The organism is Streptomyces sp. SID14515 (genome assembly GCF_010548505.1).
GTDB lineage: Bacteria > Actinomycetota > Actinomycetes > Streptomycetales > Streptomycetaceae > Streptomyces > Streptomyces caviscabies.
Genome location: NZ_JAAGMH010000149.1, coordinates 34,798 through 59,266 on the forward strand (window position 1 = coordinate 34,798; position 24,469 = coordinate 59,266).

Here is a 24,469-nt window from a genome sequence, read left to right on the forward strand (position 1 = left end):
TGGATCCTGGTACGGGCGGGTGGGCTACTTGACGCCGAGACCGGCGTCGGCGACCTCGGGCTGACCCTCGGCCTTCAGGATCTTGTTCAGCGGGCCCAGGTCGTAGATGCCCTCAAGGTTCGGGTCCTTGAGCAGACCGGACTTGACCGAGTACCCGGCCTGCGTCTTGAGCGTCTCGGCCAGCGGGTCGTCGGTGATCTCGATGGACTCCCACGCCGGGTCGAGGATCTCCTTGGGCAGCGGCTTGCCGCTCAGGGTCTCCAGCGCCTTGTTGGCGGCCGCCTTGGCCTCCTCCGGGTTGGCGTTGATCCACTTGTTGGTGGACACCGAACCCTTGAGCACCGCCTCGACCACGTCCGGGTGCTCCTCCAGGAACTTCTGCGACACGATGATGTTCGTGATCACGAACTTCTTGTCCGGCCACAGGTCCGTCTCGTCGAGCAGCACCTTCGCGCCCTCGGAGACCAGCTTGGAGGCGGTCGGCTCGGGCACCCACGCGCCGTCCAGGTCACCGGACTTGTAGGCGTCCGGCGTCACCTTGTTGTCCGAGCGGACCACGGAGACGTCGCCCTTGCCGCTCTGGGCGTCGACCTTCCAGCCCTTCTCGGAGATCCAGTTGAGGAAGGCCACGTCCTGGGTGTTGCCGAGCTGCGGGGTGGCGATCTTCTTGCCCTTGAGGTCGTCCAGGGTCTTGATCTTGTCCGGGTTGACGACCAGCTTCACGCCGCCGGAGGCCGAACCGGAGATGATCCGCAGCCCCTTGCCCTGGGACTTGGTGTAGGCGTTGATGGAGGGGGAGGGGCCGATGAAGCCGATGTCGATGGATCCGGCGTTCAGCGCCTCGATCTCGGAGGGGCCCGCGTTGAAGGTCGTGGACTCGACCTTGGTGCCGCCCAGTTCCTTCTGGATGGTGCCTTCCTGGATACCGACCAGGGCCGTGGCGTGCGTGAGGTTCGGGAAGTAGCCGATCTTCACGGTGTCCGCGGAGAGCTTCTTCCCTCCGGCGGAGACGTTCGCCTTCTTGGCGTCGTCGTCCTTGGCGTCGGAGCCGTAACCGCAGGCGGTGGCGGCCAGGGCGAGCAGCGGCAGGGCCGCCACCGCGGCGATGGAGCGGCGAACGGTGGAACGGGGGGCAGGCACGGGAGGCTTTCCTCTCGTTGGCCCGGTACTCGCGTCCCGCTGGTGGTCAGGGGGGCGCGGCCGGGAGGTCGGCAGGTCTTCGGCGGTACGGGTGCGGGGGGCTCAGGGCGCGCGAGCGGTGCGCGTACGTCATCACGCACATCGCCCGACCCCGCCCTGGCCGCTGCCGAGGGCGCCGCTGCCCACCCGGCCGCCCTCCTTCGCGAAGGTGGAGAAGAAGTCGGTCACGGTCAGAAGTCCCATTCGGCGTCGTCGTCGGCCACGACCGGTTCCGGGGCCGCGGCGAACGCGGATCCCGCCATGCCGGCGCTCAGCGTCGTACCGTCCGCCGGGTCGATCAGCAGGAACGAACCGGTGCGGCGGGAGTCGGCGTACGCGTCGAGCGCGAGCGGCTCGGCGGTGCGCACGACGACCCGGCCGATGTCGTTGGCGACCAGCTGTCCGGGGGCCGGGTGCTGGGAGAGGTCGTCGAGGGTGAGCCGCGAGGGGATGTCCTTGACGATCGCCTTGACCGTGCGGGTGGTGTGCTTGAGCAGCACCCGCTGGCCCACCGAGAGCGGCTGGTCGGCCACATGGCAGACGGTCGCCTCGACGTCCTGCGTGACCGGCGGCGCGTCGTCCACCGGTGCGATCAGGTCGCCGCGCGAGATGTCGATGTCGTCGGCCAGCCGCAGCGTCACCGACTGCGGGGCCCAGGCGATGTCGACGCTCTCGCCGAGCGCGTCGATGCCGGTGATCGTGGTGGTGCGCCCCGAGGGGAGTACGGAGACGGACTCGCCGACCCGGAACACCCCGGCCGCGATCTGACCGGCGTAACCCCGGTAGTCGGGGTGCTCGGCGGACTGCGGGCGGATCACGTACTGCACGGGGAAGCGCGCGTGGCAGGCGGTGAGGTCATGGCTGACCGGCACCGTCTCCAGGTGCTCCAGGACGGTCGGCCCGCCGTACCAGTCCATGTGCGCGGACGGCTCCACCACGTTGTCCCCGGCCAGCGCCGAGATCGGGATCGTGGTGATCTCCGGGACGCCGAGCGATGCGGCGTACGCGGTGAACTCCTCGGCTATCGCGGCGAACACGGGCTCCGCGTAGTCGACCAGGTCCATCTTGTTGACCGCCAGCACCACGTGCGGGACGCGCAGCAGCGCGGCGACGGCGGCGTGCCGGCGGGTCTGCTCGACCATCCCGTTGCGGGCGTCGACCAGCACCACGGCCAGCTCGGCCGTGGAGGCGCCGGTCACCATGTTGCGGGTGTACTGCACATGGCCCGGGGTGTCCGCGAGGATGAACCGGCGCCGCGTGGTGGCGAAGTAGCGGTAGGCGACATCGATGGTGATGCCCTGCTCGCGCTCGGCCCGCAGCCCGTCCGTCAGCAGCGCCAGGTCCGGCGCCTCCTGGCCGCGGTTCAGCGAGGCCTGCTCGACGGCCTCCAGCTGGTCGGTGAGGATCGACTTGGAGTCGTGCAGCAGGCGTCCCACGAGGGTGGACTTGCCGTCGTCGACCGACCCGGCGGTGGCGAACCGCAGCAGAGTGGTGGCCGACAGCTGCTCGGCCGACTGAAGTTGGGTGGTCATGGTTAGAAGTACCCCTCGCGCTTGCGGTCTTCCATCGCGGCCTCGGACATCTTGTCGTCGGCGCGGGTCGCGCCCCGCTCGGTGAGCCGGGAGGCGGCGATCTCGGTGATCACGGCGTCCAGCGTGGTGGCGTCGGAGTCGACGGCGCCGGTGCAGGACATGTCGCCGACCGTGCGGTAGCGCACCAGACGGGTCTCGGTGGCCTCGTGCTCCTTCGGGCCGCCCCAGTGCCCGGCGGTCAGCCACATGCCGTTGCGGTTGAACACCTCGCGCTCATGGGCGAAGTAGATCTCCGGCAGCTCGATCGACTCGCGCTCGATGTACTGCCAGACGTCCAGCTCGGTCCAGTTGGAGATCGGGAAGACCCGGACGTGCTCGCCCGGGGCGTGCCGGCCGTTGTACAGCTGCCACAGCTCGGGCCGCTGGCGGCGCGGGTCCCACTGCGAGAACTCGTCGCGCAGCGAGAACACCCGCTCCTTGGCGCGCGCCTTCTCCTCGTCGCGTCGCCCGCCGCCGAACACCGCGTCGAAGCGGTGCTGCTGGATCGCCTCGGTGAGCGGGACCGTCTGGAGCGGGTTGCGGGTGCCGTCGGGGCGCTCGCGGAGCTTCCCGGCGTCGATGTACTCCTGCACGGAGGCGACGTGCAGCCGCAGCCCGTGCTTCTTGACCGTACGGTCGCGGTAGTCGAGTACCTCGGGGAAGTTGTGCCCGGTGTCCACGTGCAGCAGCGTGAACGGCACCGGCGCGGGCGCGAACGCCTTGAGCGCCAGGTGCAGCATCACGATGGAGTCCTTGCCGCCGGAGAACAGGATCACCGGCCGCTCGAACTCGCCCGCCACCTCACGGAAGATGTGGACCGCCTCCGACTCCAGGGAGTCCAGGTGGCTGAGCGCGTACGGGTTCGCGGTGTCCTCGGACACGGTGGTGGTGACGGCACTCACGCCAGGCCCCTCTCGGTGAGCAGCGCGTGGAGCGCCGCCGCTGACTCCTGCACGGTCTGCTGGTGCGACTCGATCCGCAGGTCGGGCGATTCGGGGGCCTCGTAAGGGTCGTCGACCCCGGTGAGTCCGCTGATCTCGCCGGCCGCCTGCTTGGCGTAAAGCCCCTTCACATCGCGTACGGAGCACACCTCGACGGGCGTCGCGACGTGCACCTCCAGATAGGTGGTGGACTCGGCGGCGTGCCGCTTGCGGACGGCCTCGCGGCTGTCGGCGAACGGGGCGATGACGGGGACCAGCACCTTCACGCCGTTGGCCGCGAGCAGTTCGGCGACGAAGCCGATCCGGGCCACGTTGGTGTGCCGGTCCTCGCGGGAGAAGCCGAGGCCCGCGGAGAGGAACTCGCGGATCTCGTCGCCGTCGAGCACCTCCACCCGGTGGCCCTCGGTCCGCAGCCGGCCCGCCAGCTCGTACGCGATGGTGGTCTTGCCCGCGCTCGGCAGACCGGTCAGCCAGATCGTGGCTCCCGTCTCCGTCACGCTCATCGAAGTCTCCTGATCAGTCGTCATCAGCCGTGCAGCCCGCATTCGGTCTTGCCCCGTCCGGCCCAGCGGCCGGCCCGTGCGTCCTCGCCCTCCAGCACCCGGCGGGTGCAGGGCGCGCAGCCGACGGAGGCGTAACCGTCCATCAGCAGCGGGTTGGTGAGCACCCCGTGCTCGGCGACGTAGGCGTCCACGTCGTCCTGGGTCCAGCGGGCGATGGGGGAGACCTTCACCTTGCGGCGCTTGGCGTCCCAGCCCACGACCGGAGTGTTCGCCCGGGTCGGGGACTCGTCGCGGCGCAGCCCCGTCGCCCACGCGGCGTACGCGGTCAGGCCGTCCTCCAACGGCTTGACCTTGCGCAGCGCGCAGCACAGGTCCGGGTCGCGGTCGTGCAGCTTCGCGCCGTACTCCGCGTCCTGCTCGGCGACCGTCTGCCGGGGGGTGATCGTGATGACGTTGACGTCCATCACCGCGTCCACCGCGTCCCGGGTCCCGATGGTCTCCGGGAAGTGGTAGCCGGTGTCCAGGAACACCACGTCCACGCCCGGCAGCACCCGCGAGGCCAGGTGCGCGACCACGGCGTCCTCCATCGAGGAGGTGACGCAGAAGCGCGGCCCGAAGGCGTCGGTCGCCCACTTCAGGATCTCGGTGGCGGAGGCGTCCTCCAGCTCCCGTCCGGCCTGCTCGGCCAGCTCCTGGAGCTCGCGGTCGGTGAGCTCGCCACTCAGCAGAGTGCCCGTCATATCCGGTCCCCTTCACCGTCGTTGCGCTGAACGCCCCGGGTCAGCAGACCCAGGAACTTCAGCTGGAACGCACGGTTGCAGGAAGCGCATTCCCAGGCGCCGTGACCGGTCTCGTTGGGGCGCAGGTCCTCGTCGCCGCAGTACGGGCAGTAGAACGGGGCGGCTCGCTCGCTCATGACAGCGACTCCGCACTGGCGCGCGCCGCCCAGGTCGCGAAGCGCTCGCCGTCCTCGCGCTCCTCCTGGAAGCGGCCGAGCACCCGCTCGACGTAGTCCGGCAGTTCGGCCGAAGTGACCTTCAGGCCACGGACCTTGCGGCCGAACCCGGCCTCCAGGCCGAGCGCCCCGCCGAGGTGCACCTGGTAGCCCTCGACCTGCTCGCCGTTCTCGTCCAGCATCAACTGGCCCTTGAGACCGATGTCCGCGACCTGGATCCGGGCGCAGGCGTTCGGGCAGCCGTTGATGTTGATGGTGATCGGGTGGTCGAACTCCGGAATGCGGCGCTCCAGTTCGTCGATGAGCGAGGCGCCGCGCGCCTTCGTCTCGACGATCGCCAGCTTGCAGAACTCGATGCCGGTGCAGGCCATCGTGCCGCGCCGGAACGGCGACGGCGTGACCTTGAGGTCGAGCGCCTCCAGTCCGGAGACCAGGGACTCGACCTGCTCCTCGGCCACGTCCAGCACGATCATCTTCTGCTCGGCGGTGGTCCGGACCCGGCCCGAGCCGTGCGCCTCCGCCACCTCGGCGATCTTGGTGAGCGTGGCGCCGTCGACCCGGCCCACCCGCGCGGCGAAGCCGACGTAGAAGCGGCCGTCCTTCTGCCGGTGCACCCCGAGGTGGTCGCGCCAGGTCTGGGTGGGCTGCTCGGGCGCGGGGCCGTCGATCAGCTTGCGCTGTAGGTAGTCGTCCTCCAGGATCTGGCGGAACTTCTCCGGACCCCAGTCCGCGACCAGGAACTTCAGCCGGGCACGGGTGCGCAGCCGCCGGTAGCCGTAGTCACGGAAGATCCCGATGACCCCGCCGTACACATCGGCCACCTCGTCCAGCGGCACCCAGGCGCCGAGCCGCACGCCGAGCTTGGGGTTGGTGGAGAGGCCGCCGCCGACCCAGAGGTCGAAGCCGGGGCCGTGCTCCGGGTGGTTCACGCCGACGAAGGCGATGTCGTTGATCTCGTGCGCCACGTCCAGCTGCGGCGAGCCGGAGACCGCCGACTTGAACTTGCGGGGCAGGTTGGAGAAGTCGGGGTTGCCGATGAACCGGCGCTGGATCTCGTCGATCGCGGGCGTGCCGTCGATGATCTCGTTCTCGGCGATGCCCGCGACGGGGGAGCCGAGGATCACGCGGGGCGTGTCACCGCAGGCCTCGGTGGTGGAGAGGCCCACCTCTTCGAGCCGCCGCCAGATCTCCGGCACGTCCTCGATGCGGATCCAGTGGTACTGCACGTTCTGCCGGTCGGTGAGGTCGGCGGTGCCGCGCGCGAACTCCTGGGAGATCTCTCCGATCACCCGCAGCTGCTGCGTGGTCAGCCGGCCTCCGTCGATCCGGACGCGGAGCATGAAGAACTTGTCGTCCAGCTCCTCCGGCTCCAGCACAGCGGTCTTGCCGCCGTCGATGCCGGGCTTGCGCTGGGTGTACAGCCCCCACCAGCGCATGCGTCCGCGCAGGTCGTTGGGGTCGATGGAGTCGAAGCCGCGCTTGGAGTAGATCGTCTCAATACGTGTCCGTACGTTGAGACCGTCGTCGTCCTTCTTGAACTGCTCGTTCCCATTGAGGGGCGTGTGGTGGCCCACGGCCCACTGACCTTCACCACGGTGCCGTCCGGCCTTGCGGCGGGGCGTGGCGGTCGCAGGCTGTTCCGGGGTAGCGGCCATGGCAATACGTCCTTCGGGACTGCGGGAGGGCGGCTCTGAGCGGCACACTCGCGCTGAGGCGCGGCGGTGCGCAGGGCGGTTCAGAGGTAAGAGAGGTGCGGCGGCGCTGGGTCTGTCAGCTCGCCGGACAGATGGCGCTGGACATGCGGCCGAGGTCGACGTGGCGTCGACTCACCAAGGCAATTCCAGTTCCAGACATGACGGAAGCGTGTCACGCGCATCTCGGGGCAGTCCACCACTATCCGCCATGTGGACGGCTGGGTCTCGAGGGGTGAGATGGTGTGGTGCTCGTCACGGAGCACGGCCCCGGCATTGGTGACAAATCGCCCGGGCGTGGACCGTCGAAGGAGGGGCGGTGGCTCCACCGCCCCTCGGAACACCGACGATCAGGAGGCGTACGCCCCGGGCCATGGACCGGGCGTCGCCACCTCGGGCTCCACCTCGGTCTTCGTGTCGAAGAGCCGGAAGCCGCGCCGCAGGTAGTTGTCCATCGCGTGCGGGCCGTCCTTCGAGCAGGTGTGCAGCCACACCCGCTTCGTCGCAGGCCGCTCCGGCCAGCGCTCCGCCAGGTCCCAGGCGCGCGCCACCCCGTAACTCAGGAGGTGACCGCCGATCCGCCGCCCCCGGAACGCCGGGATCAGCCCGAAGTACATGATCTCGACCACGCCGTCGTCCTGCGCGTCCAGCTCGACGTACCCGGCCGGCGTCCCGTTCTCGTACGCCACCCAGGTCTCCGCCCCGGGCCGCTCCAGGGCCTCCTGCCACTGGGCGTACGTCAGGCTCAGCCGGTCGGTCCACCGGATGTCCCCGCCCACGGCGGAGTAGAGGAAGCGGCTGAACTCCGGCAGCGGAACCTCGGACCGGACGATGCGCACATCGCCCTCCGGCTCGCGCGCCGGACGCAGATCGGCCGGCGAGGTCTGCTCCAGCGACCAGACGGTCACCTCGGTGGTCGGCGCTGCGGGCTGCTGGATGTCGCTCATGACGGCCAGAAAACCATGCCGCCGCCCGCCCGCGCACAGCGGCCCCGGCTCAGGTGGCCCGAGCCGCCCTGCGGGCCTCCGCGACCACCGGCGCCATCGAGTGCGGCAGCAGATCCGCGCCGTGCTCCGGGTGGACCACCTCCACCTCGACCCCGTCGCCGAAGCGGTACGGGCGGTGGGCCAGCACCTCCGCCAGATGACGCCGCAGCCGGGAGACCTCGGCCCGGACCGTCACCGTCCGGGTCGCGTCCCCGAAGATGTCCCGCGCCAGCTCCGAGGCCGTCCGCCCCTGCCGGTGCACCGCCAGCGCGTACAGCAGCTCCGCGTGACGCGGCGAGAGCCGCTCGGTGCGGTTCCCCAGCGGCCCGGTCAGATGCACCGCGAGCGCCCGGGGCCGGCTCAGATCCAGCACCACCCGGCGCGGCGCCCCCTGCGCCCCGCCGTCGTCCACCTGCACCAGCCAGCCGCCCGGCAGCGGCTCCACCTGGCACATGCCGAGCGAGGGCAGCCACACCGGACCCGGCCGCAGCGACTTCGGCAGCGGCAGCCGGTCCACCGGAGCCATGCCCGTCACCGCCGCCAGCCGCCCGTGCACGTCCACCGCCAGCGCCCGCCCGCCGACCCGGCACAGGATCGGCGCGGCCACCGCCCGCAGCCGCTCGATCTCCGCCAGATGCCGGGTGCGGATCTCGCCCTCGGCGAGCCGGGCCACCGAGTCGACCAGGGCCAGCGTCGCCGGATGGAAGGTGGACGCCGGTCCGCTGATGTCCACGATCCCGATCAGCCGGCCGTCACGCGGATCCCGGACCGGGGCCGCCGCACAGGTCCAGCCGTGCAGCGCCCGGATGAAGTGCTCGGCCGAGTGGACCTGGATGGGGACGCGGGCGGCCAGCGCCGTCCCGATCGCGTTCGTCCCGGTCGCCGCCTCGGCCCAGGAGGCCCCCTCCTCCAGACAGATGTCGTGGGCCCGCCGCAGCACCCCGGTGTCGCCCTGCCGCCACAGCACCCGGCCCTCGGTGTCGGTCACCACCATGATCTGCTGCGCGGCGTCCGCTATCGAGGCCAGCCCGGCCCGCAGCAGCGGCATCAGCTCACCGAGCGCGGTGCTGCGACGCCGGTGCTCGATCTCCTCCGCCTCCAGCAGCCGGCTCTCCGGCGACTGGTCGGGGTCGATGCCGCTGCGCACCACCCGGTCCCAGGAGGCGTCGATCTCCGCCCGGGGCGCGACGGCGGACCGGGCGCCCGCCAGCCGGGCCTCCCGCGCCCGGTGGAGCAGCCGGGTCGCCTGGCGGCCCGCCCCCTGGCCCGTCACCCGCACCACCCCCGCAGAACCTGTATCCGTCATGGTCCCCGTTCCCCCCGAACGCTTCCCGACCCCCGGTCCGGCCCATCCTGCCGTCCACCGGCCCCGGGCCGCCGATCAGTCCACACAATGGTTGCAACCCTTTGCAACTCTGGCGATGCCCCGCGGGTCCGTAGCAGAGTGGCAGAACACTGTGCGCCGGGCCTGACCCGTCGCCCGGTGTTGCACAAGCATGGAGGGTGGTGCCGTGTCGGCGCAGCACCACCCTCCGTCGCTTTGCCGCCGCGCGGTCGCTAGTCGACGACCGGCCGGGCCCGCGCCACCACCGAGGCCAGATCCAGCGTGTGCGGCAGCGTCCCGAACCCCGCGCACCGGTCCCGGTCCAGCCGCGAGGCGCAGAACGCGTCGGACACCTCCGGCGGAGCCCAGCGCACCAGCAGCGAACCCTGGAGCACCAGCGCGATCCGCTCCACCAGCCGCCGCGCCCGCGCCTCGACGCCCTCCAGGTCCGCCAGCTCCGTCAGCAGGTCCTTGATCGCCGCGTCCAGCCGATGATCGGCCCCGCGCGCCTTCCCCACCTCCCGCAGGAACGCGTCCAGCGCCCGAGGCTCCCGTTGCAACGCCCGCAGCACGTCCAGCGCCTGGACGTTGCCCGAGCCCTCCCAGATTGAGTTGAGCGGCGCCTCGCGCAGCAGCCGGGGCATCCCGGACTCCTCCACGTACCCGTTTCCGCCCAGGCACTCCAGCGCCTCGCCCACCACGGCCGTACAGCGCTTGGTGACCCAGTACTTCGCGGCGGGCACCGCGAGCCGCAGGAAGGCCCGCTCCTCCTCGGTGTCCGTGTCGTACGCGGCGGCCAGCCGCATCGCCAGCACCGTCGCCGCCTCCGACTCCAGCGCCAGATCCGCCAGGACGTTGCGCATCAGCGGCTTGTCGACGAGCAGCCCGCCGAACACGCTGCGGTACGTGCTGTGATGGATCGCCTGCGCCACCGCCTGCCGCATCAGCGCCGCCGAACCCACCACGCAGTCCAGCCGGGTGGCCGCCACCATCTCGATGATGGTGCGCACCCCGCGCCCCTCCTCGCCGACCCGGCGGGCCCAGGTCCCGTCGAACTCGACCTCGGCGGAGGCGTTGGACCGGTTGCCGAGCTTGTCCTTGAGCCGCTGGAGCGCGAACACGTTGCGCGTACCGTCGGGCAGCACGCGCGGCACCAGGAAGCAGCTCAGCCCGCCCGGCGCCTGCGCCAGCACCAGGAAACCGTCCGACATCGGCGCCGAGCAGAACCACTTGTGCCCGGTGAGCAGATACTCGCCCTCGCCGGAGACCGGCTCCGCCCGCGTGGTGTTGGACCGCACATCGGTGCCGCCCTGCTTCTCGGTCATGCCCATCCCGAAGAGGACCCCGGCCTTCTGCGAGGCGGGCCGGAGCCCTTCCTCGTAGACGTACGAGGTCAGCTTCGGCTCCCACTCGGCGGCCAGCGCCGGATCGGTCCGCAGCGCGGGCACCGCCGCGTGCGTCATCGACAGCGGGCAGCCGTGCCCCGCCTCGGCCTGCGTCCAGACCAGGAACCCCGCCGCACGCCGGACATGACCGGCCGGACGCCCCCAGGCGTCCGTCAGCCCGGCCGCGACCGCGTGCCCCAGCAGCCGGTGCCAGGACGGATGGAACTCCACTTCGTCGACGCGATGCCCATAACGGTCATGGGTGCGCAGTACGGGCGGGTACGCGTTCGCCTGCACACCCCATTCCCGCGCCTGGGCGGAGCCCGCGGACCGGCCGAGCTCGCCGAGCTCCTCCAGTGCCACGGGCCGGACGCCGGGCTCGACATGCCGCTCGACGGCCTCGGACAGCGCCCGGTCGGCGGCGAAGACGTCATAGCCGACCAGCGGCGGAACCTGATTGGTCACGGTGTGGGTGGTGGCTGCCATGCCGATACGGTAAGGACGTGCAGGCAGCAAATGAAACACCCGAGCGGCCACCGGGCCGGCTCCACCGGGCGCGAGTGCTCTACCGCAACGTCTCCAAACGACGGATGGCGTGGCACTTGCTCAAGGACACCGTCAACTCGTGCATCGAGTACCGCATTCTGGGGCTCGCGGCGGAGGCGGCGTTCTTCACCCTGCTCTCGCTGCCCCCGCTGCTGCTCGGCATGATCGGACTGCTCGGCTACGTCGACGAGTGGACGACCACCACCACGGTCGCCTCCATCGAGCGCAACATCCTCTCCGCCGCGCAGACCGTGCTGTCCGAACGCGGGGTCAACGACTTCGCCAAACCGCTGCTCGCCGACGTCACGACCGGGGCCCGCCCCGACGTCATCTCCATCGGCTTCGCCATCGCCCTGTGGTCCGGCTCCCGCGCGGTGAACGTCTTCATCGACACCATCACCGTCATGTACGGACTCGACGGCCACCGAGGCATCGTCAAGACCCGGCTGCTGGCCTTCCTGCTGTACGTCGTCGCCCTGCTGCTCGGTGCGGTGGTGCTGCCGCTGCTGGTCGTCGGCCCGGACCGGGTGGTCGAGTTCGTGCCCTGGGGCACCGAGGTCATAGCCGTCCTGTACTGGCCGCTGGTGATGCTGCTGACCGTCGCGTTCCTCACGACGCTCTACCACGTGTCCGTGCCGGTGCGTTCACCCTGGATCGAGGACGTGCCCGGGGCGCTGGTGGCGCTCGGCATGTGGGTCCTCGGCAGTTTCCTGCTGCGTATCTATCTGACCAACACGGTCGAAGGCCCGACCATCTACGGCTCCTTGGCCGCGCCCATCGCCGTGCTGCTGTGGATCGGCATCTCCGCCTTCGCGGTCCTGGTCGGCGCCGCGGTCAACGCGGCCATCGACCGGGTGTGGCCCTCGCTCGCCACCGCCGCCGCCCGCGAGGCCACCGAACGCGTCCGGGCCGCGCAGGCCGCCGAGTTCGTCGCCCGGACCCGCTCGGCCGTCTACGAGGGCACGGAAGACGACGAGGACGAGGACGACGGCCCGGCGTACATGCCCTCCGAGTTCCCCGAGCGCTGGTCCCGCTTCCTGCCGCCGGACGACGTGAAGTCCCGGCTGCACGCGACCTGGGAGAAGGAACCCAAGGACCCGCAGGAGCCCAGAGAACCCAAGCACGCCAAGGACGCCAAGGACACCGGGGAAGCCGATGGCCCGCCCTCGCGCTAGCGTGGAAGCATGCCCCGGGAACACCAGCGCGACCAGGAACACCGGCGCTACCGGGAACGGCCCTCCCGGCTGGACGGGGCCGTCGTCTGGACCCTGGACGTCCCGCAGGGCCCAGGACAGCCCGCCCGGTCCGTCCTGCCCGACGGCTGCATGGACCTGATCTGGACGGCCGGACGCCTGGTCGTCGCCGGACCCGACACCCACGCCTTCCAGGTCGACCCCCGTAACCGCGGCTCCTGCGCCGCGATCCGCTTCGGGCCCGGCACCGCCCCCGTCCTGCTCGGCGTACCGGCGTACGAACTGCGCGACCACCGGGTCGAACTCGCCGACCTCTGGCCCCGCACCACCGTCCGGCAGCTCACCGGCCGGATCGACCGGGCCGCCGACCCCGCCACCGCCCTGGAGGACTTCGCCCTGGGCCGGGCCGCCGACACCGGCCCGCCGGACCCGCTCACGGTGGCCGTCGCCGACCGGCTGCGGCGCGGCAGGTCCGTCGCGTCGACGGCCGCCGAGGTCGGCCTCGGCGCCCGCCAACTGCACCGCCGCTCACTGGCCGCCTTCGGCTACGGCCCCAAAACCCTGGCCCGGGTCCTCCGCCTCCAGCGCGCCCTTGCCCTGGTCCGCACCGGCGTCCCGTACGCCGAGGCCGCCCACCGGGCGGGCTGCACCGACCAGGCGCACCTGGCCCGCGAGATGCGCGACCTCGCCGGGACGACGCTCGGGGCCCACTTCGGGCGCTACGAGGCGTCGGCCGCGGCGAACAGCGAGACCCCGCACCCGTCCGGGTCCAGCACGACCGCGTAGCGCTGCCCCCACACCGCGTCCCAGGGCTTCAGATGCCCGGTGTACCCGGCCCCGGTGAGCTCCGCGTACACCGAGTCCACCTCCTGCGGGCTGTCGCAGACGAAGGCCAGGGCCACCCGCTCACCGCCCGCCGGGCGCTCCCAGTCGGGATCGAACGAGGCGATGACCTCCTCCGTGTCCCACAGCAGCCGCTGCCCGCCCGGCAGGGTCACCTCGACATGGGGCGCGGACTCCGCCCCGTCGGGGATGTCGAGGCCGAGCCTGCGGTAGAAGGCGAGCGAGGCCGCCAGGTCCGCCGTGATGATGCTGATCGCGTCGAGTCGTGGAGTCATGCCCCGACCGTAGGCACCCGGCGCTCCCGCTGTCTTGTACGAATCGGTCGCACGGGAACGCGTGGCGCGGCCCTCACCCCAGGCAGTCGGCCGGCGAGGTACCCGGATCGGTCAGCGCGAGGCCCAGGGCCGCCCGCTCCGTGATCCACCGCGTCGGCCGGTGGCGCGGGTCGCCCGTCGTCGCGTGCAGCGACCGCTGGAGCTCCAGCACCCTCGCGGCCCCGACCCGCTCGCCCCAGGCCAGCGGACCGGCCGGATAGCCGAGCCCCGTGGTCACCGCCAGATCGATGTCGGCGGGCGCGGCGAGCGAGCGCTCCGCGATCGAACAGCCGACCGCGACGACCGAGGACAGCAGCCGCTGCGCGACCGAACCCGCGGTGTCCCGCACCACCGACACCGCGTACGGCTCACCGCCCTCGGCGCCCCGCGCCAGCACGGCCCGCGCGTCCCGGGCGGCCGCCGGATCGCCGGCCGCCGTCACCGCGAGGACCCGCCGCCGCCCCGCCGCCGGCAGCACCTCGACGCCGAACGTACGCTCCCGGGGCAGCGCGCCCGCCGCGACCGCGGCCGACACCGTCGTCCCCCAGACGGGCACCAGCACCACGGCCTGCGCCGACGGCCCCGCACCCCGCTCCACCCGGGCCCCCGCCGCCTCCAGCGAACCGGCCAGCGCCTCCTCGTACGCGGCGGTCTCCGGCCGGCCGCCCGGCACCAGGAACACCGGACGCCCCGCGTCCCCGGTGACGGCGCTCTCCGGCGCGGGACCGGACGCCCCGTCGCCGTACGCGTACCAGCCCCGGCCCGTCTTGCGGCCGTGCAGCCCCGCCACCACCCGGTTCGGGGTCAGGAAGGACGGGCGCAGCCGGTCCTCGTACCGGAAGCCCTGCCAGATCGAGTCGATCACCGCGGCCGTCACATCGAGACCGGTCAGATCCATCAGCTCGAAGGGGCCCATCCGCAGCCCCAGCACGTCCCGGGCGATCCGGTCGATCTCCGCCGGGTCCGCCACCGACTCCTCCAGCAGCGCCAGCGCCTCGGTCACCAGCCCCCGCCCGGCGTGGTTCACCAGGAATCCGGGGGTGTCGGCCACGGTGACCGCCCGGTGCCCGCAGCCCTCCACCAGCTCGGTCAGCAGGGCCGGGATCTCCGGGCGGGTGGCCGCGCCCGGCACCACCTCGACGATCCTCATCAACGGCACCGGGTTGAAGAAGTGCAGCCCGGCCAGGCGCGAGGGGTCCTGGAGCGTCGCGGCGATCCGGGTCACCGACAGGGAGGAGGTGTTGGTCGCGAAGACCGCGGAGGAGGGCAGCACCCGCTCCAGCTTCCCGAACACCTCCGCCTTGGTCCCCAGATCCTCCCGTACGGCCTCGATCACCAGCTCCACCTCCGGACCCGCCGCCCACGGCTCGGCGAGCGGCACCAGCCGGGCCACGGCCCCGTCCCGGTCGGCGGCCGACATCCGGCCCTTGGCGACCGCCCGGTCCAGCATCGAGGCGACGAAGCCCAGCGCCTCCGTCACCGCCTCGGGCCGTACGTCCCCGAGCTCGACGGTGTGTCCGGCGCTGGCCGCCCACTGGGCGATACCGCGGCCCATGGCCCCGGCTCCGACGATCCTGATACGCATGGCGGTAAGAGCCCTTTCAGCGGAGATAGACACGGTCGGGGTCGACATCGTCGCGCAGGAGCAGCAGCTCCGCCTGGGTGGGTGGGGCCGTCGTCGCGACCGTGTCGGCCACCTCCAGGTCCCAGCCGGTCGCGGCCCGGACCTGCTCCACGGTGACCCCGGGATGCACGGCGACCAGCCGCAGCTCGTCGCCGACGCCTTCCCGGGCGAGGACGCCCAGCTCGGTGACGACCCGGGTGACGCCGACGCCCAGCGGACGGATCCCGTCCGCCAGCGCGCGTTCCGGGCCCGGCGTGGTGCAGAAGTCCAGTTCACCGGCGAAGGAACGCGGCGTGTGGCGGCGCATCACCACGAACACCTCCCGGGCGTTCGCCATCACCTCGACCGCGCCCCCGGAACCGGGCAGCCGCACCGACGGGCGGTCCCAGTCCCCGATGACCGAGGTGTTGAGGCTGCCCCACCGGTCGATCTGCGCGGCCCCCAGGAAACCCACGTCGATGTGCCCGCCCTGGAGCACCGAGCCGAACAGGGTCGGCATGGACACCACCGCCTCGGCGCCCGTGATCAGGACGGCGTCCGCGATGGTCTCCGGGAGATGGGAGGGGTGCGCCCCGCAGACCCCGGACTCGTACACCACCTCGATGTCCGGTGCCACGGTGAGCCGCGCCAGCTCGGCCGCCAGCGTCGGCAGCCCGATGCCCGCGAACACCGTGCGGCGCCCGGCCAGTTCACGCGAGGCGACGACGGACAGCAGCTCCGAGGAGGTCACGGACCGCGTGGACTCCGTGGGCTCCCCGGACTCCGCGGACTCCGTGGGCTTCCCGGACTCCGTGGGCCGGCCGCTCACAGCCGCCGCCCGTAGTCGACCGGCTCGCTCAGCGCCTCGCCGACCGCGAGCCCCGCCCAGAACCCCTCGCCCAGCTTCGCCACGTACTCCGCGTGGTCGGCCGTTCCGTACACCCATTCCTCCAGCCACTCCCGCAGCCGCACCGGGTCCGCGCTGATCGCGGACCAGGACCGGTAGAAGGCGTTGTCCCGGTCGTAGTAGCCCTGCGCGAACGAGGGGTGCGCCCCGCGCGGGCAGACCACCACCGCGTCGACCGCGTGCGCCGGGATCAGCGTGCGGTTCGGGTCCGAGCGGATCACCTCGTCCGCGACCAGCTCCTCCACCACCACGACCGCCCGGTCCGCCGCGAACACCGCCTCGGCCTGGACCCCGGTCAGCCCCCAGATCTGGGTGTTGCCCCGGCGGTCGGCGCGCTGCGCATGGACGAACGTCACGTCCGGGTTGACCGGCGACACCACATAGATCTGCTCGGGCTCCTGCCCGTCCGGCCCGGGAAAGGGCGAAGTCACCTTACGGATACCCGGGTTGACCGAGGGCAGGTCGCTGCCGCCGTACGAGCGCAGCGGATGGAACGGCAGCCGCTGCGCACCGGCGAGATACCGGCACACCATCCCGTAATGGCTGTACTCCTCGAACGCCAGCGGCTCCGGATCGGCCCGCTCGATCCGCCGCCGCAGCTCACCGAGCGAACCGGCGGAGGAGTTGCCCACGAAGGACGAGACCAGCCGCGTCACACAGCCGGCCGCCAGCATCTGGTCCACCACGATGTCCGCCGTCATCCGTACGACGGTGAGCCCGCGCCGGCCCTGCCGGATGATCTCGTGGCCCGCGGCGGTCGGGATGAGATGGGTGAACCCTTCCAGGCTCACGGTCTGCCCGTCGCGCACGAAGCGTGCGACGGCCTCCCGCATCGACACGACCTTGCCGGCCGTCCGTTCCACAGCGCTCCCCGACGTCGGTGTACAGGTCGCCCCACCGTGCCAGGGGCCATTGATCGGTGTCCAATACCGAATTAGGCTCGCATTGAGAGGCATCAGGTCTCACTCACCGGAAGAGAGCCGAGCGGGCACCCGTATGGAACTGCGCCACCTGAAGGCCTTCCTCGCCGTGGCCGAGGAGCTGCACTTCGGCCGGGCCGCCAAACGCCTCCAGATGGCACAGCCGCCCCTGAGCCAGCAGATCCGGCAGCTGGAGAAGGAACTCGGCGTCCAGCTCTTCCGCCGCAACACCCGCTCCGTCCGGCTCACCGGCGCGGGAGAGACCTTCCTCGACCCCGTACGCACCGTCCTCGACGACCTCGACACCGCCGTCCGGGCCGCCCGCTCGGCGGGCCGGGGCGAGTACGGCCGGGTGACCATCGGCTTCGCCGGAGCCTCCAGCCACGAGACGCTGCCCCGCCTCACCCGCGCCGTGCGCGCCGCACACCCCGGGCTCGAACTGGTCATGACCGGCCAGACGTACGCCAACGTCGCGCTGTCCCGGGTCGCCGACGGCTCGCTCGACCTCGGCTTCGTCCGGCTGCCGGTGACCCGGCCCGGAGTGGCCCACCGGGTGATCGACGAGGAGGAGCTGCTGTGCGCCCTGCCCTTCGACCATCCGCTCGCCCGGCACGCGGCGGTGCCGCTCGCCGAGCTGGCGGACGAGCCGTTCGTCTCCTTCCCCGCCAACACCGGCTCCACCGTGCGCGACGCCATGACCGAGGCCTGCGAGAGCGCAGGGTTCACCCCGCGCGTCGTCCAGGAGGCCCCCGACTCGTACACGATCATGGCGCTCGTCGCCGCCGGGGTCGGCGTCACCCTCACGGTCACCTCCGTACGCCACATCCAGCAGAGCGGACTGACCTACCGGCCCCTCGCCGGACCGCCCATCCGCCGCCAAGCGGCCCTGGCCTGGCGTGCCGACAACCCCTCCGCCGCCCTGCACGCCGTGCTCGCCGTCGCCCAGGACGCCCTGCCCACTCCCGTACGCGGACCGGGCGGCGAACCGATTGAGACGCCGGGCCTCTCGATGGGGGACGCATCCGGTATTGGACCGGCTCAGTCACCGGATGCGAAGGTCACCCCAGCACCCGCCGCTCCCCGCACTCCGCCACCCGCGCCCCGCCCGTCGCCCTGAAGGAAAGGCTCCGCCGTGCCGCTCGACGTCGTCATCTGCGAACCCCTGCGCACCCCCATCGGCCGGTTCGGCGGGGCCTTCGCCCAGCAGACCCCGGCCGCGCTGGCCGCACACGTCATCGCGGAGATCGTCGCCCGTACCGGCGTCGACCCCGCCCGGGTCGACGAGGTGATCCTCGGCCACGCCTACCCGACCAGCGAGGCCCCCGCCATCGGCCGGGTCGCCGCCCTGGACGCCGGACTGCCCACCACGGTCACCGGCACCCAGATCGACCGCCGCTGCGGCTCCGGGCTCCAGGCGGTGCTGGACGCGGCGATGCAGATCCGGGCCGGATTCAGCGAGGTCGTGATCGCGGGCGGCGTCGACGTGATGAGCGCCGCCCCCTACTACACCCACGACGGACGCTGGGGCATCAAGGGCCCGGGCCTCCAGCTCCACGACGCCCTCGCCCGGGGCCGCGTCACCGCCGGAGGCGTCAACCACCCGGTGCCCGGCGGCATGATCGAGACGGCGGAGAACCTGCGCCGGGAGTACGGCATCGGCCGCGCCGACCAGGACGCCCTGGCCCTGCGCTCGCAAGCGCGGGCCGCCCGCGCCGCCGCCGAGGGCCGTTACGACGCGGAGACCGTGCCCGTCACCGTACGCACCCGCAAGGGCGAGAGCACCGTCACCGCCGACGAGCACCCCCGGCCCGACACCACCGCCGAACAACTCGCCGCCCTCCGCCCGGTGATGGCGAAGTCCGACCCGGACGCCACCGTCACCGCGGGCAACGCCAGTGGCCAGAACGACGCGGCCGCCGCCTGCCTGGTCACCAGCGCCGACACCGCCGAACGCCTCGGCCTCACCCCGCTCGTCCGGCTCGTCTCCTTCGCCCGCGCCGGGGTGCCCGCCGCGACGATGGGCATCGCCCCCGTCGCCGCCACCCGCACCGCTCTCGACCGGGCGGGACTCACCCTCGCCGACCTCGACCTGATCGAGCTGAACGAGGCGTTCGCCGCCCAGGTGCTGGCCTGCACCAGGGAGTTGGGCCTCGGCGAGAAGGATCACGAGCAGCGGATCAACGTCAACGGCTCGGGCATCTCGCTGGGCCACCCGGTCGGCGCCACCGGAGCCCGCATCCTCGCCACCCTCACCCGCGAACTCCACCGCCGCGAGGCGCGGTACGGCCTGGAGACCATGTGCATCGGAGGCGGCCAGGGCCTCGCCGCGATCTTCGAACGCATCGCGCACTGACGGAGGTCGGGCCGCCCCCTCCGCCTCACCGGACGACGGCCGCCTGCGCACCCGTGCCCGGGCCGGTATCCGCAGCCGTACGGGCACCAGGCTCGGCCTCCGCCGCGGCGGCCTCCTCGTAGAAGTAGTGCCGCGTCCCGGCCAGCACCTCGCGGAACCACCCGTCCACCTCGTCCTGCCCCATCGCCGGCCAGTCCGGGGTCTCCTCGACCAGGGCGCGCCCCATCCGACGGCCCAGCTCCATGAAGTGGGCGCCCGCCGCCGTGCGTTCGTCCGCGTACCGCTCCAGCGCCGCGGCGAGGTCCGGCCCCTCGCGGAGCACCCGTTCCAGGCACAGGGCGTCCTGGAGGGCCTTGACCGCGCCGGTGGCGGTGTGCGGCCTGGTCACCCCGGCCGCGTCCCCGGCCAGCAGCAGCGGCGAGCGGGCGACCCGGGGGGCCTGCGCATCGGCGACCGGGTGGCAGACCGCCGCCCGCCGCCCGCCCCGCGCGACGATCTCCGCCCACGCCGTCGGGAAGTGCTCCTTCGCCAGCTCGTGCACGTACGGCCCCGGCTCGGCCCCCTCGGGAGGGCGGCCGTAAATGGCGTACGCCAGCAGCCGGTTGCTCGCACCGCCGCTTCCGTCGCCGTCCTGCGGGCCGCCCGGGATCAGGTAGAAGATGCCGTGCCCGCCGGGGAACCCCAGCGTCACCCACGCGCCGCGCAACAGCTCCAGTTCCCGGGGGTGCCCGGACAGCGCGCCGAGCGGGATCGCGCCGCGCCAGACCAGATAGGGGGCGGGCTCCGGCCGCAGCCCCGGGGCGAGCAGCTGCCGGGTGGCCGAGGCGTACCCGTCGGCGCCCACGACCATGTCGTACGGTTCCTCGCCCCGCGCGGTGGTGATCACCGCCCCGCCGGTTCCGCCCCGGCCGACCGAGGCCACCGGCTGCCCCCGGAGATAGCGCACGGCCCCGGCGCTCGCGCGCAACGACCGCCACAGGAGACCCCAGTTGCACGGGGTGACGGGGGAGGACTGCCGGGCCAGCTCCCGCGCCGACCGGCCGCCGGGCTCCCGGGTCAGCCAGACCCGCGTGCCCACCGGGGCCGTCGGCATCGCCGCGTCCAGATACCCGGACCCGACCAGCTCCGTGTGGAGCGGCGGCGGGATCACGATGCCGAACCCCCGGTCCTGGAGCTCGGCGTCGCTCCGTTCGTACACGGTGACGTCCGCCCCGGCCCGCCGGCCCGCGACGGCCGCCGCGCACCCCGCGATGCTGCCGCCGATCACCCCGATGCGTAACGCTGCTGCCACGTCCCCGGCCCTTCCCGTCGTCCCGCTCGCTCCCGGCCTGCCGCGCGGCGCGCGGTGCCCCGGGCCATCGTTCCATCGCCGCGCCCGGGGCCCGGGGCGAACGGGCCGCCGTGCACACGGAAAGGTCCGGCCGGACAGTCCCCGCTGTCCGGCCGGACCTGGTTCCTCCGCGGGAGCTCTGTCAGTCCCGCGCGTTGCGCGTGCGGCGCATCAGCACCGCACCGCCGAGCAGCAGCGCGGCGCTCGCGCCGGCCGCCAGGCCGAGGTCGGCGGCACCGGTGTCGGCGAGGTGCGCGTCCGGGGTGTTGGCCCCGGGCGTGCCGGACCCGGGAGTGTTCGAGCCGGGGGTGTCGGTACCAGGGGTGTCGGTCGGCGGCTGGTCGACGGGCGGCTGGTCCACGGGCGGCTCGTCGACCGGAGGCTCGTCCACCGGGGGCTCGTCGACCGGCGGCTCGTCCACCGGGGGCTCGTCGACCGGCGGCTCGTCCACGGGCGGTTCGTCCACCGGGGGCTCGTCCACGGGCGGCTCATCGACCGGCGGCTCGTCCACGGGCGGTTCGTCCACCGGGGGCTCGTCCACCGGCGGTTCGTCGACCGGAGGCTCATCGACCGGCGGCTCGTCCACGGGCGGCTCGTCCACCGGGGGCTTGACCGGCGGGTGGTTGTGCTTCGGGCCGTCGGCGTTCACGCACTTGTTGCCGAAGGCCGGGTTCAGCAGAGCGATGACGTTGACGGTGTTGCCGCACACATTGACCGGGACGTGCACCGGCACCTGCACGGCGTTGCCCGATCCGACCCCCGGCGAACCGACGGCCGCCCCCTCGGCCGACGCGTCGGCGTGCGCGGTGCCGCCCACCGCCGCCAGGAGGCCCGATGCGGCCGCCATGACGATAATGCTTTTGTTCAAGACCTGTCGCATTACTTGCCCTTCCTTAGGACATTCGCGAGGACATCGCGTGGGTGCTTCGCGCGCGGAGACGGGCAGCCATCGGGCGGAGCCGCTGCACAGCCGGATCCTGCGGGAAGCCATGGTGAAAGTGATGAAGACGTGCGCGCTGGACGACTGCCATAACGATTCGGGTCCTTACGGGAAACTTGGAATTGCGTGGAAATTGTGTAATCACCCGAACGGGTGGTGTCCGTCGATCCCGTGCATCCCGGTGCGCAGAGCGAGAAAAACGATTCGCCCTCAACTGGGGTGCGGTCCGCCGGTGTTGACCCCGGGAAAATGCTCACTCCGGATGCGTCGCGGCGTCAGGGCCCTCGATCGTCGTCCACCCGTTCGGGCGAAGGAGGCCGGGGAGGGCATGCGCAATTTCTTCACGAACGGACGGCCGTACGAACAGAGGTGGGGGACTGCCCCCTGTCCGGCATTCGGGTGAATGGGCGGAACCAAACGCCGGGCGGTGAGTTGGTCAGGGGGCTCCGCCGCGGGGCAATCGGTACGAGAAGGGTTCATCGTGATCAAGAAGGTTCTGGCTACGGGCGCTGTGGCCGCCTCCATCCTCGGTCTCGGCGCGACGCAGGCCATGGCGATCGGCAACGACGGAGGCACGACCTCGGTCAACGGCAACGGCGCCTCGCAGTCCTTCGGCAACGCCGAGACCCACGGCGACTGGAGCCCGCAGTTCGGCCTGGTCCAGGGCTCGCTGAACAAGCCCTGCGTCGGTCTGCCGCTGAAGGCCAACGCCGGTTCGCTCGTCGGCCTCGTGCCGATCTCGGTCCAGGACGTCAACGTCCTGTCCTCCCCGCAGAACCAGCAGTGCACGGAGAACTCCACCCAGGCCAAGGGTGACGAGGCCCTGTCGCACATCCTGGACGACATCCCGATCCTGTCGGGCAACGGCGCCAACAACGGCTGATACGGCTGAAATACCCGGGCCCGGGCCCTCGGCGTTCCTCCACCGAGCGGCTCGGGCCCGCTGCTGTCCCGGGCGTTGCGGCATTCGGGCGGTTCTCCGGAAATCCGCTCCCGGGAGAGTTTCGATCACAGAACTCCATCGTTACGAATAACAGCGCCGGAGTCACGAGCGATCAGGACCCGGCTCGGGCGTCACGAATGTCGTGACCGCACCGGACTCCGCCGAGGAAAGGGAAGAAAACGTGAAGTACACCAAGATTGCCGCCGTCGCCGCCGGAACGCTCATGGCGATGGGCGCCGCCGCGCCGGCCATGGCCGACTCGGGTGCCGAGGCCGTTGCCGCGCACTCCCCGGGTGTGCTGTCGGGCAACATCCTCCAGGCCCCGATCCACATTCCGGTGAACGTCTGCGGCAACACCGTCAACGTGATCGGTTTGCTGAACCCGGCCTTCGGCAACACCTGCATCAACAAGTGAACCTCTGACCGGCCGGGCCCCGCGCCCGCAACCGGTGGGCCCCGGACGGCATTCGCCGCCCGGGGCTCTTTTCGTGCGCCGTCGGAGAAAAACGTCGCCCCACAGTTTCCAGAATGCGGCCTGATCGTTATTCAAGGAGAAAGCGGCAGAAGTCACAGGTAAAGAAGGCTTGTGTGCGGCACGGGAACGTGACCGAAACAGATGCCGCGCAGAAGGGATTCCCCAGTGAAGTACGCGAAGACCGCCGCGCTCGTTGCCGGTTCCGTGGCCGCCCTCGGAGCGGCTGCTCCCGCCTTCGCCGCTACTGACGTCACGGCCCCCAACTTCAGCCTCGACCGCGGCCTCAACCAGGTCATGGCCAGTGCCCCGCAGGTCGTGGACCCGCTGGTCGAGACCGTCGGCGACACCACCGAGACGGTCTCGAAGGACGGCACGGTCGGCAAGCTGGCGGGCGAGGCCACCGGCGTGGCCGGGGGCGCCGCCCCGCTGCTCGGTGGAGTGCCCCTCGGCGGCTGACCGTCCAGGACGGCGGTTCCGCCGGTCTCTTTCACCGATCCCATTCCTCCGGTGCCGGACTTCCTTCTCGTGGACACCCGGAAGGAAAAGCACCGTTCGAGTGAATGGGCATAACCAGACCCCGCCGGGACGAGTTGATCAGATCGCTCCGGACAGGCGGGCACACGTTTCATCCAGAAGGGCTTTTCATGATCAAGAAGATTATGGCCTCGGCAGCCGTCGCTGCCTCGGTCGTCGGTGCCTCCGCTGCGGCCGCCCCCTCCGCCATGGCCATCGGCAACGACGGCGGCACCACGTCGATCAACGGCAACGGCGCCTCGCAGGCCTACGGCAACTCCGCCACCCACGGCGACTGGAGCCCGCAGTTCGCGCTCATCCAGGGCTCGCTGAACAAGCCCTGCATCGGCCTGCCCGCCAAGGCGAACCTCGGCTCCCTCGTCGGCGTCGTGCCGATCGCGGTCCAGGACATCAACGTCCTGTCCTCCCCGCAGAACCAGCAGTGCACCGAGAACTCCACCCAGGCCAAGGGTGACGAGGCTCTGTCGCACATCCTGGACAACATCCCGATCCTCTCGGGCAACGGCGTCGCCAACAACTGACGCCACCCGGCACGACCCCGGGGCCAGCCCCTCCGTACGGCGACCGTTCTTCGCCGGACCGGACGGGCTGGCCCTTCGGCGTGTACCGGCGCATCTGCCGCGCGGAGACGGCGGAGACGCGCGGAGACGGGCGTTGGGCGGTTGGGCCGGATGCCGTAGCACCCGCTGACGGTCCGCCCGTGCCCGGGTAGAGCATCTCCATGGATCCGTACGGCAGTCAGCCCCCGCAGCGCAGAGAGCAGCAGCCCGCACCGAGCGGCACGCCGATCTACGACCGGCTCGTCGCCGAGTGGCAGGCCTCCGGACACGACCCCCTGCCGGAGGCCCCCCGGCAACCGACCGCCCCCCGCACCGGCTTCGTCCCGGCGGCCCGCTCCTCGGACGAGGCCGCCGGGACGTGAACGACGGCGTCGACCTTGCGCCGGATCGAACCCATTTGAGTGGTACTGCGCAACCGATCGCGGTCCGCGTCGGTTGATCAGTGCGTTCCACAACGGGACGTTCCGAAAGGT

Annotated in this window: 26 protein-coding genes; 9 read left to right on the forward strand and 17 right to left on the reverse strand. The window is 71.9% G+C overall.

Going from position 1 to position 24,469, the window contains the following annotated elements:
- Positions 1-24: 24 nt before the first annotated feature.
- The 11 genes from G3I54_RS38420 to G3I54_RS38470 all read right to left on the reverse strand — a co-directional run bounded on the left by G3I54_RS38420 (position 25) and on the right by G3I54_RS38470 (position 11,021).
- Complete coding sequence (locus G3I54_RS38420) at positions 25-1,140, reverse strand: aliphatic sulfonate ABC transporter substrate-binding protein (protein ID WP_164622020.1); 1,116 nt, start codon at positions 1,138-1,140, stop codon at positions 25-27.
- 230 nt (positions 1,141-1,370) lie between these two features.
- Positions 1,371-2,711, reverse strand: a complete 1,341-nt coding sequence (locus G3I54_RS38430; RefSeq protein WP_164622022.1) for a GTP-binding protein — start codon at positions 2,709-2,711, stop codon at positions 1,371-1,373.
- Between the two features lie 2 nt (positions 2,712-2,713).
- Positions 2,714-3,652: a sulfate adenylyltransferase subunit CysD gene (gene cysD, locus G3I54_RS38435; RefSeq protein ID WP_032775246.1), complete on the reverse strand. Its 939-nt coding sequence runs from the start codon at positions 3,650-3,652 to the stop codon at positions 2,714-2,716.
- The gene (cysC, locus tag G3I54_RS38440) at positions 3,649-4,218 is read right to left on the reverse strand and encodes an adenylyl-sulfate kinase (RefSeq protein ID WP_078968857.1); all 570 of its coding nucleotides are present in this window, start codon (positions 4,216-4,218) and stop codon (positions 3,649-3,651) included. Before cysC ends, cysD begins: the two co-directional genes overlap by 4 nt.
- On the reverse strand, positions 4,218-4,934 hold the full coding sequence (locus G3I54_RS38445; protein ID WP_164622024.1) for a phosphoadenylyl-sulfate reductase: 717 nt from the start codon (positions 4,932-4,934) through the stop codon (positions 4,218-4,220). The genes cysC and G3I54_RS38445 overlap by 1 nt, the downstream gene beginning before the upstream one ends.
- Positions 4,931-5,110 (reverse strand): hypothetical protein, encoded by a 180-nt coding sequence (locus G3I54_RS38450; RefSeq protein WP_007449013.1) that lies wholly within the window; start codon positions 5,108-5,110, stop codon positions 4,931-4,933. The genes G3I54_RS38445 and G3I54_RS38450 overlap by 4 nt, the downstream gene beginning before the upstream one ends.
- Entirely contained in the window at positions 5,107-6,804 is a 1,698-nt protein-coding gene (locus tag G3I54_RS38455) for a nitrite/sulfite reductase (protein WP_164622026.1), read from the reverse strand. The genes G3I54_RS38450 and G3I54_RS38455 overlap by 4 nt, the downstream gene beginning before the upstream one ends.
- 115 nt (positions 6,805-6,919) lie before the next feature.
- Positions 6,920-7,003, reverse strand: a complete 84-nt coding sequence (locus tag G3I54_RS40235) for a putative leader peptide (RefSeq protein WP_309486338.1) — start codon at positions 7,001-7,003, stop codon at positions 6,920-6,922.
- A gap of 187 nt (positions 7,004-7,190) precedes the next feature.
- Entirely contained in the window at positions 7,191-7,787 is a 597-nt protein-coding gene (locus G3I54_RS38460; protein ID WP_030083853.1) for a GNAT family N-acetyltransferase, read from the reverse strand.
- Between the two features lie 49 nt (positions 7,788-7,836).
- A complete protein-coding gene (locus G3I54_RS38465; RefSeq protein ID WP_164622029.1) occupies positions 7,837-9,132 on the reverse strand; it encodes a GAF domain-containing protein in 1,296 nt (431 codons plus the stop codon).
- A gap of 251 nt (positions 9,133-9,383) precedes the next feature.
- Positions 9,384-11,021, reverse strand: a complete 1,638-nt coding sequence (locus G3I54_RS38470; protein ID WP_164622031.1) for an acyl-CoA dehydrogenase family protein — start codon at positions 11,019-11,021, stop codon at positions 9,384-9,386.
- A gap of 74 nt (positions 11,022-11,095) precedes the next feature.
- Here G3I54_RS38470 and G3I54_RS38475 point away from each other — a divergent pair, with 74 nt between their 5' ends.
- Together G3I54_RS38475 and G3I54_RS38480 are read left to right on the forward strand one after the other, a co-directional pair.
- A complete protein-coding gene (locus G3I54_RS38475) occupies positions 11,096-12,256 on the forward strand; it encodes a YihY/virulence factor BrkB family protein (RefSeq protein ID WP_164622163.1) in 1,161 nt (386 codons plus the stop codon).
- A gap of 9 nt (positions 12,257-12,265) precedes the next feature.
- Positions 12,266-13,060, forward strand: coding sequence for a DUF6597 domain-containing transcriptional factor (locus tag G3I54_RS38480; RefSeq protein ID WP_164622033.1), 795 nt, complete (start codon positions 12,266-12,268; stop codon positions 13,058-13,060).
- On the opposite strand, the gene G3I54_RS38485 is transcribed toward G3I54_RS38480, so the two are convergent.
- From G3I54_RS38485 to G3I54_RS38500, 4 genes are all read right to left on the reverse strand, one after another.
- Positions 12,994-13,392, reverse strand: coding sequence for a VOC family protein (locus tag G3I54_RS38485; protein ID WP_164622035.1), 399 nt, complete (start codon positions 13,390-13,392; stop codon positions 12,994-12,996). The genes G3I54_RS38480 and G3I54_RS38485 overlap by 67 nt on opposite strands.
- Positions 13,393-13,465: 73 nt before the next feature.
- A complete protein-coding gene (locus tag G3I54_RS38490; protein ID WP_164622037.1) occupies positions 13,466-15,016 on the reverse strand; it encodes a 3-hydroxyacyl-CoA dehydrogenase in 1,551 nt (516 codons plus the stop codon).
- A gap of 16 nt (positions 15,017-15,032) precedes the next feature.
- The gene (locus tag G3I54_RS38495) at positions 15,033-15,785 is read right to left on the reverse strand and encodes a CoA-transferase (protein WP_164622039.1); all 753 of its coding nucleotides are present in this window, start codon (positions 15,783-15,785) and stop codon (positions 15,033-15,035) included.
- Positions 15,786-15,859: 74 nt separating this feature from the next.
- Positions 15,860-16,804, reverse strand: coding sequence for a CoA-transferase (locus tag G3I54_RS38500; RefSeq protein WP_343240525.1), 945 nt, complete (start codon positions 16,802-16,804; stop codon positions 15,860-15,862).
- A 133-nt stretch (positions 16,805-16,937) separates the two neighbouring features.
- On the opposite strand from G3I54_RS38500, the gene G3I54_RS38505 reads away from it, so the two are divergent.
- A complete protein-coding gene (locus G3I54_RS38505; protein WP_239144792.1) occupies positions 16,938-17,978 on the forward strand; it encodes a LysR substrate-binding domain-containing protein in 1,041 nt (346 codons plus the stop codon).
- Positions 17,979-17,993: 15 nt separating this feature from the next.
- Positions 17,994-19,214 carry an acetyl-CoA C-acetyltransferase gene (locus G3I54_RS38510; protein ID WP_164622041.1) on the forward strand — a complete coding sequence of 407 codons (1,221 nt, stop codon included), beginning with the start codon at positions 17,994-17,996 and terminating at the stop codon, positions 19,212-19,214.
- A 25-nt stretch (positions 19,215-19,239) separates the two neighbouring features.
- On the opposite strand, the gene G3I54_RS38515 is transcribed toward G3I54_RS38510, so the two are convergent.
- Entirely contained in the window at positions 19,240-20,505 is a 1,266-nt protein-coding gene (locus G3I54_RS38515; protein ID WP_343240526.1) for an FAD-dependent monooxygenase, read from the reverse strand.
- A 181-nt stretch (positions 20,506-20,686) separates the two neighbouring features.
- Positions 20,687-21,424 carry a chaplin family protein gene (locus tag G3I54_RS38520; RefSeq protein ID WP_164622043.1) on the reverse strand — a complete coding sequence of 246 codons (738 nt, stop codon included), beginning with the start codon at positions 21,422-21,424 and terminating at the stop codon, positions 20,687-20,689.
- Positions 21,425-21,965: 541 nt separating this feature from the next.
- Here G3I54_RS38520 and G3I54_RS38525 point away from each other — a divergent pair.
- The 5 genes from G3I54_RS38525 (at position 21,966) to G3I54_RS38545 (ending at position 24,358) form a co-directional block, all read left to right on the forward strand.
- The gene (locus G3I54_RS38525; RefSeq protein ID WP_030625336.1) at positions 21,966-22,367 is read left to right on the forward strand and encodes a rodlin; all 402 of its coding nucleotides are present in this window, start codon (positions 21,966-21,968) and stop codon (positions 22,365-22,367) included.
- Between the two features lie 241 nt (positions 22,368-22,608).
- The gene (locus G3I54_RS38530) at positions 22,609-22,842 is read left to right on the forward strand and encodes a chaplin (protein WP_164622045.1); all 234 of its coding nucleotides are present in this window, start codon (positions 22,609-22,611) and stop codon (positions 22,840-22,842) included.
- A gap of 225 nt (positions 22,843-23,067) precedes the next feature.
- Positions 23,068-23,358 carry a hypothetical protein gene (locus G3I54_RS38535; RefSeq protein WP_030083884.1) on the forward strand — a complete coding sequence of 97 codons (291 nt, stop codon included), beginning with the start codon at positions 23,068-23,070 and terminating at the stop codon, positions 23,356-23,358.
- 188 nt (positions 23,359-23,546) lie between these two features.
- Positions 23,547-23,957: a rodlin gene (locus G3I54_RS38540; RefSeq protein WP_164622047.1), complete on the forward strand. Its 411-nt coding sequence runs from the start codon at positions 23,547-23,549 to the stop codon at positions 23,955-23,957.
- Between the two features lie 200 nt (positions 23,958-24,157).
- Positions 24,158-24,358 carry a hypothetical protein gene (locus tag G3I54_RS38545; RefSeq protein WP_164622049.1) on the forward strand — a complete coding sequence of 67 codons (201 nt, stop codon included), beginning with the start codon at positions 24,158-24,160 and terminating at the stop codon, positions 24,356-24,358.
- Positions 24,359-24,469: the final 111 nt, after the last annotated feature.

Bases quoted from the DNA above. Each gene is read 5' to 3' on its own strand.
- G3I54_RS38445 (WP_164622024.1), bottom strand. From the start codon at position 4,934: ATGACGGGCACTCTGCTGAGTGGCGAGCTCACCGACCGCGAGCTCCAG.
- G3I54_RS38545 (WP_164622049.1), top strand. From the start codon at position 24,158: ATGGATCCGTACGGCAGTCAGCCCCCGCAGCGCAGAGAGCAGCAGCCC.
- G3I54_RS38540 (WP_164622047.1), top strand. From the start codon at position 23,547: ATGATCAAGAAGATTATGGCCTCGGCAGCCGTCGCTGCCTCGGTCGTC.
- G3I54_RS38505 (WP_239144792.1), top strand. From the start codon at position 16,938: ATGGAACTGCGCCACCTGAAGGCCTTCCTCGCCGTGGCCGAGGAGCTG.
- G3I54_RS38450 (WP_007449013.1), bottom strand. From the start codon at position 5,110: ATGAGCGAGCGAGCCGCCCCGTTCTACTGCCCGTACTGCGGCGACGAG.
- G3I54_RS40235 (WP_309486338.1), bottom strand. From the start codon at position 7,003: ATGTCTGGAACTGGAATTGCCTTGGTGAGTCGACGCCACGTCGACCTC.
- G3I54_RS38470 (WP_164622031.1), bottom strand. From the start codon at position 11,021: ATGGCAGCCACCACCCACACCGTGACCAATCAGGTTCCGCCGCTGGTC.
- G3I54_RS38465 (WP_164622029.1), bottom strand. From the start codon at position 9,132: ATGACGGATACAGGTTCTGCGGGGGTGGTGCGGGTGACGGGCCAGGGG.
- G3I54_RS38480 (WP_164622033.1), top strand. From the start codon at position 12,266: ATGCCCCGGGAACACCAGCGCGACCAGGAACACCGGCGCTACCGGGAA.
- G3I54_RS38485 (WP_164622035.1), bottom strand. From the start codon at position 13,392: ATGACTCCACGACTCGACGCGATCAGCATCATCACGGCGGACCTGGCG.
- G3I54_RS38455 (WP_164622026.1), bottom strand. From the start codon at position 6,804: ATGGCCGCTACCCCGGAACAGCCTGCGACCGCCACGCCCCGCCGCAAG.
- G3I54_RS38490 (WP_164622037.1), bottom strand. From the start codon at position 15,016: ATGCGTATCAGGATCGTCGGAGCCGGGGCCATGGGCCGCGGTATCGCC.
- G3I54_RS38430 (WP_164622022.1), bottom strand. From the start codon at position 2,711: ATGACCACCCAACTTCAGTCGGCCGAGCAGCTGTCGGCCACCACTCTG.
- G3I54_RS38520 (WP_164622043.1), bottom strand. From the start codon at position 21,424: ATGCGACAGGTCTTGAACAAAAGCATTATCGTCATGGCGGCCGCATCG.
- cysC (WP_078968857.1), bottom strand. From the start codon at position 4,218: ATGACGACTGATCAGGAGACTTCGATGAGCGTGACGGAGACGGGAGCC.
- G3I54_RS38460 (WP_030083853.1), bottom strand. From the start codon at position 7,787: ATGAGCGACATCCAGCAGCCCGCAGCGCCGACCACCGAGGTGACCGTC.